The 13,576-nt window shown below is 62.0% G+C and carries 10 protein-coding genes; 3 read left to right on the plus strand and 7 right to left on the minus strand.

Annotation, left to right across the window (positions count from 1 at the left end; genetic code table 11):
* Positions 1–906: 906 nt before the first annotated feature.
* Complete coding sequence (locus SH412_RS13165) at positions 907–2,289, minus strand: transposase (protein ID WP_336520611.1); 1,383 nt, start codon at positions 2,287–2,289, stop codon at positions 907–909.
* Between the two features lie 489 nt (positions 2,290–2,778).
* On the opposite strand from SH412_RS13165, the gene SH412_RS13170 reads away from it, so the two are divergent.
* Positions 2,779–3,600: a hypothetical protein gene (locus SH412_RS13170; protein WP_336523978.1), complete on the plus strand. Its 822-nt coding sequence runs from the start codon at positions 2,779–2,781 to the stop codon at positions 3,598–3,600.
* Positions 3,601–3,746: 146 nt separating this feature from the next.
* Here the strand turns inward: SH412_RS13170 and SH412_RS13175 are convergent, their stop codons facing one another.
* Positions 3,747–4,091 (minus strand): hypothetical protein, encoded by a 345-nt coding sequence (locus tag SH412_RS13175; RefSeq protein ID WP_336523979.1) that lies wholly within the window; start codon positions 4,089–4,091, stop codon positions 3,747–3,749.
* A gap of 1,073 nt (positions 4,092–5,164) precedes the next feature.
* Between SH412_RS13175 and SH412_RS13180 the strand changes: the two genes are divergently transcribed.
* Positions 5,165–6,247 carry a hypothetical protein gene (locus tag SH412_RS13180; protein WP_336523980.1) on the plus strand — a complete coding sequence of 361 codons (1,083 nt, stop codon included), beginning with the start codon at positions 5,165–5,167 and terminating at the stop codon, positions 6,245–6,247.
* A 300-nt stretch (positions 6,248–6,547) separates the two neighbouring features.
* Positions 6,548–7,099, plus strand: a complete 552-nt coding sequence (locus SH412_RS13185) for a C39 family peptidase (protein ID WP_336524161.1) — start codon at positions 6,548–6,550, stop codon at positions 7,097–7,099.
* Positions 7,100–7,487: 388 nt separating this feature from the next.
* Here the strand turns inward: SH412_RS13185 and SH412_RS13190 are convergent, their stop codons facing one another.
* The 5 genes from SH412_RS13190 to SH412_RS13210 all read right to left on the minus strand — a co-directional run bounded on the left by SH412_RS13190 (position 7,488) and on the right by SH412_RS13210 (position 13,470).
* Positions 7,488–9,620, minus strand: coding sequence for a helix-hairpin-helix domain-containing protein (locus tag SH412_RS13190; protein ID WP_336523981.1), 2,133 nt, complete (start codon positions 9,618–9,620; stop codon positions 7,488–7,490).
* Positions 9,601–10,368 carry a PP2C family serine/threonine-protein phosphatase gene (locus SH412_RS13195; RefSeq protein WP_336523982.1) on the minus strand — a complete coding sequence of 256 codons (768 nt, stop codon included), beginning with the start codon at positions 10,366–10,368 and terminating at the stop codon, positions 9,601–9,603. The genes SH412_RS13190 and SH412_RS13195 overlap by 20 nt, the downstream gene beginning before the upstream one ends.
* A 42-nt stretch (positions 10,369–10,410) precedes the next feature.
* Entirely contained in the window at positions 10,411–11,079 is a 669-nt protein-coding gene (locus tag SH412_RS13200) for a vWA domain-containing protein (protein ID WP_336523983.1), read from the minus strand.
* Between the two features lie 195 nt (positions 11,080–11,274).
* Positions 11,275–12,135: a hydroxypyruvate isomerase family protein gene (locus tag SH412_RS13205; RefSeq protein ID WP_336523984.1), complete on the minus strand. Its 861-nt coding sequence runs from the start codon at positions 12,133–12,135 to the stop codon at positions 11,275–11,277.
* Between the two features lie 150 nt (positions 12,136–12,285).
* Positions 12,286–13,470, minus strand: coding sequence for an IS110 family RNA-guided transposase (locus SH412_RS13210; protein ID WP_336519166.1), 1,185 nt, complete (start codon positions 13,468–13,470; stop codon positions 12,286–12,288).
* Positions 13,471–13,576 lie beyond the last annotated feature (106 nt).

Genomic DNA, 13,576 nt, shown 5'->3' on the forward strand with positions numbered 1-13,576 from the left:
GTCAATCCGGGAAACCCTCTCTTCGAGGTCAGGGTTTCCCTGACGCGTCACTGCTGTCCTCCTTAGTGCTTCTTTCCTTTAACACATATCACTCGTCGGAGGAAGCCGATTTTCTTAAAATCGGCATCGTCTGAGACTCACGTCATGTCGCCTGCAGAAAGATCACGCGCTGGACACCATACTTGGAGCAGAGACACACGCTTAAGTAATTTTGCTTAGGTTGAGATACTGCATTGTGCGCTGGAGGTAGCGCTCGGTCGACGTTTGCGTGGGCCGTTGCAACCGTGCCTGGAACGAGCGACGACACTTCGAATCAGGTGAGAAGCCTGACTCTACCTCGGCTGCGTCGGCAGCCCCGCCTGCAAAGGCGATGCTACATTTTACGACAGGTCGAGAATCACGCGCGTACTTCTACCAAGGGCCGCGTGGGCGGGAACGGGTACTCTCGTCGCCCGCCGGACTGCCGGCGATACGCGGAGCGTCAGAAGCTCCGCCTGACGGTGTATCAGAAAGACCTAGGTATACTTTCTGCTGGATATAGTAGGTCGAGCAGACAAGTCTCACTGAGGCAACGCTCCCTCGGAGAGCCGCAGTAGGCAATGATACCTGTGTGGCAAGATCAAGGTGACGCGTATAAAGGTTACGCTGTGACGGTCTGGAAAGTCGTATCGACGTAATACAATCGAGTCGCAGTTTCGCTCTTGACAAGACGATAAGTGTAGTGGGTGGCGCGGGAAGAGCCGGGCCAGTCACTTCTAGCTCTTTTCCGGATTGTGTGCAGCAGTGCCGCCGTCCCTGTTATCACGCGGCGGCTTTGTCGCTGCCCACGGCGGGGCAGTCTCCTGAGCAGCGAGCCGGGAGGAGGGGGGCGGCGACTAACAGCGTGTTGAACAAAGCACTTTTCCGTCACCCGGCCAGGCGGGCGACGATTGGGGCGGGGGCGACGAGTCCGGCGGGTTGCTCGGCTCGGTCGGTCTGGCTCCGCAGGAGCCAATCGAGCGCGGACCAAACCGCCCCGAACACCGCCCAAACCGCCACATTCCGCCCCTGCAGTCTCCGTGGCTTGCCAACTCCCAGCAGCTTCCACATCACGCGCCCGAGATTGTGCGCCGCCGTCGCGATCAGGTAGCGCTTCGTCACCTCTGTCAGGCCTTCGAGCCAGCTCCGACGCATCCCGCCCGTCTCGCAGACGTGAGCGAAGGTCCGTTCGCAGACTTCGCTCCGCCGTTTCTGCAACTGCTTCCCCTTCGCCCGCCGGACCCGCTGACGGTTCCCCATCACCGCCCGCTGGTCCTCCGGCGTCTTGTCCGTCCACGTCCAGTCGCTCTTGCGCTTCGGCTCCGGGATGTAGGTCCGAAAGCCCAGCGACTGGCACAGTTCCAGCGTGGCGACCGAGTGATACCCCTTGTCCGCCGCCACCTCTTCAATGCTCTGTTCGCAGCCGATCGCCTGCAGGTTTTCTTCCGCTTTCAGCACGCTGTCGACCAGCGTCTGTTGATCCCCGTGATCGGCGGGACGAATCTCCGCGGCCAGGATCAGGTCGCTCTCCAGGTCCACCACGTGCTCGGCCTTGTACGCCAGATGCGTCGTCCCGTCCTTCATGCGGGCGATCTTCGCCTCGGGATCGGTCTCGCTGACCCACTCCTCGTTCGAGACCTTCTTGTTCTTGCGGTTCTTGTCGAACCGGCGGACGTCTTCGTCACTCGGTTCTTCGTCGGGAGCAATCACGCCTTCTTCCCGCATCAGCCGGACGACATACGCCTTCCAGCCTTCGCCGGTGTCGCGGCGGACGATCGACTTCATCGCCGCATCCGCTTCCAGCGTCGTCGAGTCGACACCCACCGTCTTGCCTGAGAGCAGCTTCTTTTCGGACGCGATCTTCAGCACGAACTGAAAGACTTCCTCGAACACTTCCACCGGCAGCCGCCGGCGGGTCAGCGACAGCGTCGAATGCTCGGGACTCGATTCGTCGAGCGGAATGCCCAGAAACTCCCGCAGCGACAGGCTGTCGGAGCATCGCCAGGCGATCCCCCGCTGACTGTCGATCCCTTCGAAGTACCCCACCAGCAGCATGCGGAAATAGACGCCCGGCGGGATCGAGCGCTGCCCGCGAGTCTCGACCTGCTCGTAGAACGCCTGGCACCGCTTCTCGATCCAGCGGTCGAAGCCGGCTTCGGCGAGCAGCGCGTTGAGCGCTTTGTAGAAGGGATGTCCCTGCGAGCGGGGCAGCTGCTCCGCCGTGACAAACAGCGGCTCCTGCCGCGATTCCTTCCGCCGTCCCATCGCCATCGGGAACCCTCCGTGACCGCCGCGCCTGACCGACCGCGAGAAGATAACAAACCGCGTTCGATCGTGGCAGCGTCAGGGGGAATACTTCAACACGCTGCTAAGGTTGAGTCCACGTTCGCATGATAGGGTATTTCGTTCCGAAGGGGGAGGCGCCGACGGCGACTCCGGATCGACTCAGTTCAAAGGAGTGCGTTGATGTGTCGCATAGCTTTAAGGACATTGCTGGCCGGTACTGTGAGCCTGCTGTGTCCTTGGATATCTGTTGGCGGAGACGCTCTGCTGAATGCGGGGGCCGTCTTCAGCGAGCAGCAGGAACCGCTCGTTCAGCCGATTTCAGGGGCCGCCTGCTGCGCTCCTGGAGGTGCCAACGACAGCGCCTGTTGCAGTCCCGGCGGCAGCGGAGGCCGCTTCGACTCGACCTGTGGCGGGTATTTCAGGCCCTTCGTCGGAGTTGAAGCTACTTTTCTGCATCCAAACATTTCGGGAAATGTGTCCAGTGCGACGCTGAATGGCGAGTCGGTCGGTGGCACGAAAGCCAATGGCTTCTATGCGGCTCCACGGATCTGGGCGGGCGCCGGCATCGGCGACAGTCCGTTCTTTGGGCAGCTTCGCTACTGGCAGCTAAATGGAAGCCAGTCGAACACGCTGACGGGGCCCACTTTCGGGTCCACATCGGGAACTCTGGATGCCTATGTGTTCGATTTCGAGCTGGGGAGTCGGTTCACGCTGGACTGCTGCGACGCGACCGGTCTCTTTACGTTCGGCGGCCGGTATGTGAACTGGCAACAGTCAAGCACGGTCGGCAGTTATCAGTTACCCGATCCGTCTCAGATGCTCTCCGCGACTGCTTCCGGCGCGTCCCAGTTCGACGGTACGGGGCTCACGTTCGGATACTTGCTCGATCACCAGATCGGATGTTCCAACTGGAGCGTTTTCGGGAGTAATCGGTATTCGTGGATCTGGGGAAACCAGTCTAGTGCGGCAATGTCCTCGGCAACCTCGATTACGTCCCCGATCGCGCTTGCGGCTTCCGCAAATGGCGCTACGGCATCAGCGGACTCAACTCTCTTTATTGCTGAGTTTCAGCTCGGTACGCAGTGGAAGCGCGAACTGAAGTGCATCAACGGCGACGCATTTCTGCGGCTCGCATTTGAGTACCAGTACTGGAATACGAATTCTGATTCTCAGGCAGTGGCAGGCAGTTTCGCTTCGTCGGGGCCACCTCCCGCCGATGTGACCGCGGCAGGCGGCAATGGCCCGCTGGGGATGTCTCTGTACGGCCTCGCCGTCAGCACTGGTGTGAACTGGTAGTTGCAGGAGTTCCTGAGACTCCTTCATCCATCAGTCCGCCTGCTGAGCGAGAGTGCCTCGGGGTGAAGTCACCCCGAGGCACTCTACAGCATTGCCGTCCAGGGCCGAGGCTTCACGAATGAAGGTCGGCCCCAAGATAGTCGGCCTCAGCGAGCCGCTGAGAACCCGCCAGACACAGCATAGGCCGGGCCGGCAAAGAACCCGCTTCCATTGGCGAATGCCCCGGAGACGTTGACTCCCGAATGGCCCCCGAAGCCGGAGGCAGTATACCCGTTCGTCGACGTCGCGCTCGTAAAGCCGGACCACGCGGTCGCGGTGCCGGTCCCGAACACAACCGCAAACTTGGCGCGAACTTCGTGGCCCTGGACATCAGTCATCGGACGAAGGTTCGACAGCCCGATGCTTTTCAGCGAGCTGGAAGAAACCGGCTCGCCGGCCTGTGTGGCGACGGCAGTGGCCAGAACGATCGAAAGCGTTGCTACAAACTTCATCTCAAGAACTCCATTTTGTCTTAAAACTGAACTCCGCCAGCCGAAAGTGGCTGGCAGACTGTGTAACACCGACAGCGGGTACAGCTCGCAATACTCGCTGACCCAAACTGGCACAAACATGTGGCACCCGGCTCGCATCCCGCCCGCCGTACGAGGTACCCACCGCAATTACGTGGCGAGTTCTCAATGCCCAATGTTCAATACCCCAAACAACCCAACTCTGCAGAGTCTCCATCAAAAATATCACAATCGCTACAACCGTCAAGCAACAAACTGGAGAAGCTGCTTAAATTAAAAGATGTAGGTTATGCCTCTGCACTTGCGTGCTCGGTGATGTCGCTTAGCACGTGCAACACTCACTCTGGAGTACAGAGATATCGCTAGGCGCTTCCGCCGGCATCTAAACGCTTTTACTTAGGTAGTCCACACGCTTCCTGGTGTTCGCTGACGAAAAGCCTGCAGGATAGCGCCGCACTTCTTGTCGCAGAGTGCAGCCAGGAGCGACCATTCTCAACCGAGTCTTTCCAGCCCCGTACGGTTCGCTTTCCAGATCAGAGTGGCAAGACGTGTGACTGGCTGCAAAAGCACGGATCCGATCAAGGACACGCTGATGACTGGCATTGCAAAGTACTGGCGAAAGAATCCGTCACAAGTTTCGGCAAATCGGGCATTTCTCGGGGCGTCCAGCATCGACTTGGCATTCCTGGACTTCGAGGAGAGGGGCTCAGTCGCACGACTGACCGTGCTGCCTGGCGAATTTCAACGGACGAAACGGCGAGTCCTTGGTCTGCCCAGGGGAGTGGTTTGTCCTCGTTCTGAATATGGCATGAAGCAAGGTCGGGGACTTGCCGAAGGAACTCCCGTTTTCATCTCTGCGCGGGACGGTCGCGCCGGGATGAACTCTGCCTATGACCTGCCGACCCCTCGATCGCTGAACGGCGACGACAGTGCGGAGTCGATGCGATCGTGACGGTCTCTCTATAAGGCTGCTGCTCGAGTGGAGGGGGAGCGGCGATGTCTGCAGTCAGTCTTCACTTTGAAACATGCTGTCTGTCAATGTGAAAGGAATCGGTATGCCACCTTGGATGGCTCTCGCGCCACTCTCCGTCCCCGCTCTCTTCTTTGTGTCGTCGTTGTCGGTATTCGCTCAAGAGTTCCGGCCCGCAGCGGCTCCCGAGTCTGTGTTCAGACAGGTGGCGCACACGATTGCCCAACCCGTCGACGCTGAGCGGTCCGTTCCGCCAGCGCCTGCGGCCGAGCGGCCCACCGAGGACGTCATTGACGCAGAGCGACGGCAGATTGACCCTTCAAGGCATTTCGGTCAGGAAGTGACTCCGGTTCTTCCGCCGATCACGTACCTGCGAAACGAGGCCGTGCTGCTCAAGAGGGGCGAGTACATGGTCGATGTGGGTGCGGTATATGCGATTAACGAGTACGAGGTACCGCTGATCGTGGCACCTGATAGCGCTACCGTGGGCCGGGTGACTGACCGCACGTTGTATTCGCCCTTCGCTTTTCGCTACGGCCTGACGGACAGCCTGCAGGCTCAGGTGTTCGTACCGGTCGGCTATACGGCGGAGCAGTTTGATGTCGTTCCAGCGGCGACCTTCACGGATGCAGGGAGGCCTGCCGGAGACACTACGGTTTCGCTGAACTACTCCCTCCCGTCGTCGATGACGGGTGAATGCACGGTTGTATGGACTAATGCGCTGGTCGTTCCGACTGGCCATCCCCATAGCCTGTTTGATGTGCCGGACGCACCTTTTGGCAGCGGGTATTTTCAGTATGGCTCAAGCGTACTGGCGATTCGGCGGTATGATCCGCTGCTGGTCTTCGGTGGATTCGGAATCCGGTACGGTTTTGCAACGGAGATTTCGGGGCAGAGTGTCGAGCGGGGATTTTGTGGCGACTATCAATTTGGCGTGGGTTTCGGCGTGAATGAGACGATGTCACTGAGCGCGAAGCTCTTCGGTTCCTACGAACCCGCGCTGCAAGTCAATGGCAACAAATTTGCCGGCAGTCAGCGGGACCTGATCTCGCTCCGGTTCGCCGTGACTAAGGCGAACGAATGCCGGATTGTCGAGCCGTTCGTCACCGTGGGATGTACTCCGGCCGCAAACGACGTACAGCTCGGTGTTGTCTGGACCTTCCGTTGATTTCAGGGATCGCGTTCGCCAGGCCTGGCGACAAACCGCTGGGGAAGGGCGCGAAGCCCGGGGATGAATAGGGATTCTGGTGAGCTGAAGCGTGGCGGCACTGGAACTCGTATCTTCACGCTGAGACGGAATGGAGTCATTATGGGCAGGATAGTCTCTTGCAGGTGGCTGGTGAACGTCTGCATGACAGTCGCGGCGCTGTGGTCGAGTTCGGCGACAGTATCAGCCGGCGAACCCCACCGTTGCGGATGTCGTTGCTGCAGCACTGCGACGTCGCTGGCCCCGGTGTCGTGGGTGTCGATGCGCAACGAGCACGTCGTTCTGCAGAAATACGACTACTCGTGCGGCGCAGGCGCGCTCGCTACGTTGCTCACGTACTATTGGAATGATTCTACCGGCGAAGGTGATATTCTCTGGGATCTTCATCGGTATCTCAGCTCCGCCGACCTCGAAGACCGCGTTAGGAACGGACTCTCGATTACCGATTTGAAGAATATTTCGGAACTGCGGGGGTACCGCTCCATCGTCGGCAGACTAGACAGCATTCAGGCCCTTGCTGAGGTCAAGGTCCCGGTGATCGTGGCGATTGCGACCAAGGCCGCAAACCACTTCGTTGTCGTGAGAGGAGTCGTCGGCAGCGAGGTTTATCTGGCAGACCCGACACGAGGCAACATCCGCATGCCCGTGGAAGAATTCGCGACGACGTGGATTCAGGGCGCTGTTCTTGTTGTGTTGCACAAAGATCTCGACGTCAATCCTGCCGCCCGTATGACGATTCCATTCCGGGAACTGGACCCGCAGTACGCGAATCGTCAGTACACGCGCCGCATGATCAATCAGTACCTGCCGTGACGGCCTGTCGAAGACTTTGGCCTCAGCAGAGTGCATGACCGTTCACACCCCGGAGAGCAGTGACTGTGTGGGTTGTTCGGCGAAGTGGGCCAGCATGGTGGCGGAAAGGAATTCGAAGCTGTCGCGGGATTGCCGATGGCACGTTGCGACGACCGTCAGAATCGTCTCCACGAGGCGGCTGCCGCTCGCACTGGGTGGAACAGATGGACTGTCTGCGAGCCCGCAGCGCTCTTGCCCGATTCATCAGCCGGCGGTGCCAATGACCTTGATGAGCGGAACCGCGGACTGCCGTTCGGCATCATCAATTCCGCGAATGGAGTGTTCGAGCCCGCCGGCCGGTGACCTGTTTGCTCAAGCCGGCAAGCAGGTCACCCTGAAAGTTTGCCGCTCAATCCCGCGTCACTCCCTCCTCATCCTCCGCAGCATCGACTACCGCTGGAGGCGGTGGAACCGGCGGCGGCCCCGGCCGGAGCGCGATGCCGGCGGCCCAGGCCAGTCCCGTCGCCACGATCGTCGCCATTGCCAGGTGCTTTGGCACTCGGCGGGGTTGCAGGTCCCGGCAGAGTTTCAGATCGACCGCCGCCTGGCCGAAGTCGATGTTGGCTGCGCTGGCCAGCGGCGCGAGCTTCGCCAGTTCCTGGTCGCAGAAGTCGGCGATCTGCGGCAGGCCGCGCTGGATCGCTTTGAACTCCCGCTCGATCCGCTGCCGCTTCATTGCGTACTTCAGGTCCACCCCTTCCTGATCCGACCGCGGAATGCCGCGCTGAGCATCAAACCGGAAGCCGAGCAGGACCGTCGTTTTCCAGTCCATAAGCGAGTTGATCAGGGCCGGGCCGAAACCGGGGATGCTCGCGATGCGGGCCTCCGTCAGGTCGAACGCGGTCTCGATGCCGTAGGAGGCCAGCGTCGTCGCCCGCGCGGAGCCGATGCCGTCGATCGGGGCCCGGTCAATCCGGTGCCGGCGGAGGAATTCGTCCCGCTGACGGGCCTCGGCGACGGAGGCCAGCAGCGCGAACTCGGCCTGCTTCTCGCTGTCGAGCCGGCGGTAGTCGTTGTGGAGCCGCTGCAACTGCATCAGCCCGTCGGCGAAGCGAAAGTTCGCGTCGCGGGCGATCCGGTCGCCGTTGGCCTGAATCGAAGCCACCAGATCGCGGCAGCTTGTGTAACGATTTCCCCGGCGGGCCAGCTCGTAGCGATACGGCATCCCCGTGCGCATCAGGAGCCAGATGACGCCGAACAGCAGCGCCAGCGGGCCCGTCACCAGCAGCGTTTCGGGAATCCCCATCGCCAGGCCGGACAGGCTGGCGCTGATGGCGCAGAGCGCCAGCACCAGGTCGGCGTTGTTCGACTGCTCGAACAGATGGTCGGGGATCGGCTTCGCGACAAGGGTCACCGAGCGGACGATCGGCATCTGAAACTCCGCCGTCGGCCGGCGTGAGCGCTCGATCGTTCTCCAGGCGGCGTCGATGTCAAACGGCGTCTGCGTCGCCAGGAGCCGGCGGACTGTCGCGGAAACGAAGAAGTCGCCGCCGCCGGTCTTGAGCAGGTCGCACCAGGGGCAGCCGCCGCTTCCTTTGAGGAACGCGTGGCCCGGTTCGACGGCGCAGGTCGTGAGCTGCTTGCCGAACTGGTCGAGGGCGATGGCCCATTCGCTCGCCGTGGGGCGACCGCTGGCCGAGGACGAATTTCGGCTGAAGGCCCGCGAAAGGAGCCGGCCAATTTCCGGCGAGACGACCATCAGCGTCGGCACGTTGGGAGGCGGGGCCATTTGCAGTTGGGCGGCGTTCGGCGAGTAGGCGAAGCGAAACTCGCGGATGGCCCGTTCGAGGGGCATCTCGCCGTGGCCGGAGAACCGTCCCGCAAAGGGATGCCGGCCCATGAACAGCAGGTGAAAAATCAGCACGGCTAGCCCGAACGCGTCGTGATTCGGCGTTCGTTCGATGGCCGACAGCTTCTGCCCATGCAGCTCGGGGGGCGTGAACTCGGGCACCCCGACCGGGCAGCCGAACACGCGCTGGCCGGAGCGGATCTGGAAGGAATCGCAGTCCAGAAATCGCACGACACCATCTTTGCGGACCAGGATGTTCTTCTGGTTCAGATCCCCGACGACGACTCCTTTCGCGTGGAGCGTCGCCAGCGCTCGCGCGCAGTTGCCGGCCACATGCACCAGAAATCGCCAGGTGGCTTCCGGAAACCGCGAGCGTCGGGCGGCGGGGCTGTAGAGATTGTGGATTTCACACGCTTCGAAGACGCGCGGGGCGGTGATGCCGACGACCGGACCGCCAAGGCCGTCGTGGACTGTCGAGCGCGGCCAGGCGGCGACTTTCTCCAGCTCCCGGCTGGAGTAACGGACGATTTCGATCAGCTTCTCGGCGTGGTCGAGGGTCAGCGTCTGCCGGTAAAGTTTGAGAACGGTGGCACTGTCGCCGGCGACTTCGTACACGGTCCCTTCGCCCCCCGAGGCAATCTCGTTGCCGGCGCGAAGCGGCTGGCCGCTGTGATCAAACAGGGTCCGCTGCATGATCGGCGGGCATCCGCGTGGCGAGGATCAGCGTCTTATCGTCGTCGGTCCGGTCATTGACCGCCGGGCTGGAGAGGAAGTCCCCCAGCGGTCCGGCCAGCAGAGCGGGATCTTCGCAGCCCCGCAGGGCCGAGAACAGCGGGTGAAAGAACGGACTGTGCGCGGTCCGGTCGGCGAACTGCAGCGCGAGCCGTTCGAGGCCATCGGTGAAGACGGCAAGTTCGTCGACGCCGTGATGGCGGACTTCCAGCGCAACGCAGTCGCTCCAGGCGTCCATCGTCAGAAAGTGGGTCGTCCCCGCATACTCGCCGGCCTGCGGCCAGAAGACCGGTGCGTAGCCGTCACCGTCGCGAATGACGATGGCTCCGTCGCCGATCTGGGCGAAGAGTGCCTGCTCCGGCAGAACGAGAGCCACCAGAACGGTGCAGGCAAAGTCCCGTAGCGGAGCGTCGAGCGTCTCTGCGACCGATTCCAGGGCCGCGCGGGCTCGACCGAGCCATTCCGCGGCCAGTTCCAGGGTCACTTCTACGCCATCTTCCATGCACGAAGCGACGTCGACGATCGTCTGGCAGACCTGCTGCGACCCGACTTCCGCGAAACGGGCGGAACCCGCCCCGTCCGAGCAGACGATGAGCAGTGCGTCGGTTTCGTCCCAGCGCAGGATCTGCGCTGACCCGGCGTCCTGGCAGACGCTCCCCGTCCGCTCGTGCGACGTTCCCCGGACGCTCTGGTAGACCGACTTCCACACGGCGACGCCTCTCACAACGCAATCGATCGAAACCGGAAGCGGTCAGACCGAGGCCCAACCTTCGGGAGTCGTCGGATTCTGCAGGGGAACGTCGTCGCCGGGAGACGATTTGGAAACCGACTGTTGCGAGCTGGAGAGCCACTGGAAGAGATCGCGGAAGCGGAGGCCCTTCAGCTTGAGGGGCGCCCGCTTGGAAATCAGGCCGAGCGTTTCCAGGTTGGCCCCTTCGACGCCGACGGCGAAGAAGGAAAACGACTTGGCCGCCTCGCCCGCGTGAACCCGCTCGGCGGCGGTCCGCCATTCGTCGGTCGGGCCGCCGTCGGTGATCAGAAACAGCCAGGGGCGGTAGTAGGCGATACCGTTGGCTTTGTAGGTCTGCTTGCGTTCCTCGATCATGTCGACGGCGCGATGAATGGCGGCCCCCATCGGCGTGCTGCCGCCGGACTGCAGATGCGGGGGCAGGAAACCCTCGGCGGTCGTGAATTCCGTCGGGACTTCCACGGCGTCGCCAAAGGTGACGATCGCCACTTCGACGCGCCGGGACGCCAGGCTGTCGGCCGCCAGCTCGTCGCGGTAGGTGGCGAGCCCTTCATTGAGCTCGGCGATGGGATCGCCATTCATCGAGCCGGAGACGTCGAGCAGCAGCACGCAGGGGACGCGGGGCTCGGGGTTATCGGCGAAGCTGTTGGTGCCGAAGGCGATCTGTTCCATCCGGGATGGCTCCGGGGGCTGGAGAGGGATTTGTGAGGGGAAGAGTGAAGTCTACCGAATCTCCAGATCGTTCACCATTGCTGAACGCTCGGCGGGTGGCCGGGGCAGGAGCGTCTTCGCGATGCCCCGGAAAGAGAAGGCCGGGGCTTCCCTGCGGTCCAGCCCCGGCCACCCGATACCACCAACGCGAGACTTCTACACGTCACACAGCCGCACGGCCTCTTCCAGCCCGGCGATCGGGTCGCGGGTCGGGATGAATTCCTGGCCGACGTAGCCCGTGTAGCCGACCTCGATCAGCTTCCGCAGGATCGGGGGGAAGTGGATTTCCTGGTTGTCGTCCAGTTCGGCCCGGCCGGGGTTCCCCGCCACGTGGATGTGACCCAGGATGTCCTTGAATTCCTCGATCCGGCGGATGACGTCGCCGTGCATGATCTGCACGTGGTAGATGTCAAACAGCATTTTCAGCCGGGGCGAATTGACCTGCCGGATGATCTTGGCGACGAGGTTGATGTCGTCCCCCTGATAGCCGGGGTGCCCCTTCATGGGGTGCGTGTCATCGCGGGTGTTGAGGTGCTCCAGGCAAAGCGTAACCCCTTTTTCTTCCGCATACCCGACGGCCTGCTTGAACCCGGCGACGCAGTTGGCGAGGCATTCTTCGTTGGAGAACTCGCCGCTGGTCGGATCCTCGGCGTTCCGCCATTTGTAGCCAGTGAAGGCGATCACGTTCGGGCAGCCGGCCGCGGCGCTGGCGTCGATGGCGGCCTTCGTCGCCGCGATCACCTCGGCATGGTAAGCGGGGTTATTGAAACCCTTCACGAACGGGGCGCCCGGCATGCCGTTCGGGGCGAGGACGCATTTGAGGCCGTATTTCTGCAGGGTCGGCCAGTCTTCGGGGGGGACGATTTCGAGGGCGTCGCAGCCCAGTTCGCGGGTGACCTGGCACATGCGGTCGAGATCCCAGTTCTCGCCGGCGATGTTAAAGCACCAGAAGACGATCGACTGCTTGATCCGGCCCTTGACGACGGATTTCTGAGCAACGCGGGGAGCGGCAGACACGGCGAAGTCCCTCCAGAAGCGACACGAAACGACAGGCTCGCATCGTACTGTCCGGACGCGAGGCTCGAAACGGTCCGGCCGCAGACGAGGATCCGGAAGAAGTTTTACCGCGGAGCGGCTGTGTTGTTGGTCAAGGTGGATTTGTGAGATTTACGCATTTTGGAGTCCGTGGTTCCAGGCGGTGTCGGATTTGATCATCGCGTTGAGGATGGTCAGGAGTTTGCGGATGCAGGCGGTGAGGCAGACCTTGCTTGGCTTACCGGCGTCTTTGAGTCTGCGATAGAACGGTCTGATGACGGGGTTGCAGCGTGAGGCGGTGAGTGCCGCCATGTAGAGAGCGGAACGGACGGAGGCTCTGCCGCCGCGGATGGATCTGAGTTTGGAGGACTTGCCGCTGTCGCGGTTGTAGGGGGCGACGCCGACGAGTGCTCCGACCTGCTGGCGGTTGGCGTCGCCGAGTTCGGGGAGTTCTCCGAGGAGCACGGCGGCTGTCCGTTTGGCGATGCCTGGGACGGAGGTCATGAGTTCGACGCGGCGTTTGGCATCGGGGTCGGAGTCGCAGAGATCGTCGATCTGTTTTTCGATGGCAGTGATGCGTATTTTGAGCATGTTTCGGGTTTGCTCGATGTCGTCTTTGACGGCCTTGTCGCGAGCGGCTTCGAAGTGATTGGACTCCTGGACGTGGAGGTCGACGAGCTGCCGTCGGCGAGTGACGAGTGCGTGGAGTTTGAGCTGGAAATCGGAGGGTTTTTCGGTGATCTGGAGTTCGGCGACCTTGGAGTAACGAACGAGGACGCGTGCGTCGATGGCGTCGGTTTTGGCGATCCATCCGGCCCCTGTGGCAAAGGCGCGGACGCGGATGGGGGGCACGACGGCGACGTGATACCCGTGATCGTTGAGACAGAGGAAGGCGTCGAAGTGATAGGTGCCGGTGGCCTCCATGACGACCTGGCAGCGGTCGGGTGGGGGGAGCTGCTTGAGGAGTTTCAGGAAGCCCTTGAGGTCGTTGTCGACGGCCAGGAGGGAAGAGGAGTCGGACATGGCGACATCGAGTCGTGCCTTGGAGACGTCGATGCCGATGTGGATGCGGGGGTCGATGGCGTGTTCCCAATCTCGTAAATGCGAGCTCGGAGAGTTTCGAGAACGCTTCCGGCTCAAACGGCTGTTCGGGCTGGTACGACCATGCCGACGACGATCCAGCTCCGCGGCGGGCTCTGAGGCCCCAGACGCGATCGATCTGTCGCCGGCCGCGGCGGGGGCCGCTTCGTCGCTACGCTCCGAAGCGGCCCCCGCCGCGTGTCCCATGACACCACACGGGGTAGATGGATTCAACATACGAGACGCGGAGGTCGCGGAGAAGAGGAAGACCGAGAAGACAAATGGCTTGTCAGGAAGAGACGAGAGAGAATTAAGGCCAGTTCAGGTCAATCCAAGACGGTCG

Origin of the sequence: Planctellipticum variicoloris, from assembly GCF_030622045.1 — a bacterium.
Classification (GTDB): domain Bacteria; phylum Planctomycetota; class Planctomycetia; order Planctomycetales; family Planctomycetaceae; genus Planctellipticum; species Planctellipticum variicoloris.

Coding starts and splice junctions, on each gene's coding strand:
- SH412_RS13165 (WP_336520611.1), bottom strand. CDS start 2,289: ATGGCGATGGGACGGCGGAAGGAATCGCGGCAGGAGCCGCTGTTTGTC.
- SH412_RS13175 (WP_336523979.1), bottom strand. CDS start 4,091: ATGAAGTTTGTAGCAACGCTTTCGATCGTTCTGGCCACTGCCGTCGCC.
- SH412_RS13180 (WP_336523980.1), top strand. CDS start 5,165: ATGCCACCTTGGATGGCTCTCGCGCCACTCTCCGTCCCCGCTCTCTTC.
- SH412_RS13185 (WP_336524161.1), top strand. CDS start 6,548: ATGCGCAACGAGCACGTCGTTCTGCAGAAATACGACTACTCGTGCGGC.
- SH412_RS13190 (WP_336523981.1), bottom strand. CDS start 9,620: ATGCAGCGGACCCTGTTTGATCACAGCGGCCAGCCGCTTCGCGCCGGC.
- SH412_RS13200 (WP_336523983.1), bottom strand. CDS start 11,079: ATGGAACAGATCGCCTTCGGCACCAACAGCTTCGCCGATAACCCCGAG.
- SH412_RS13210 (WP_336519166.1), bottom strand. CDS start 13,470: ATGTTGAATCCATCTACCCCGTGTGGTGTCATGGGACACGCGGCGGGG.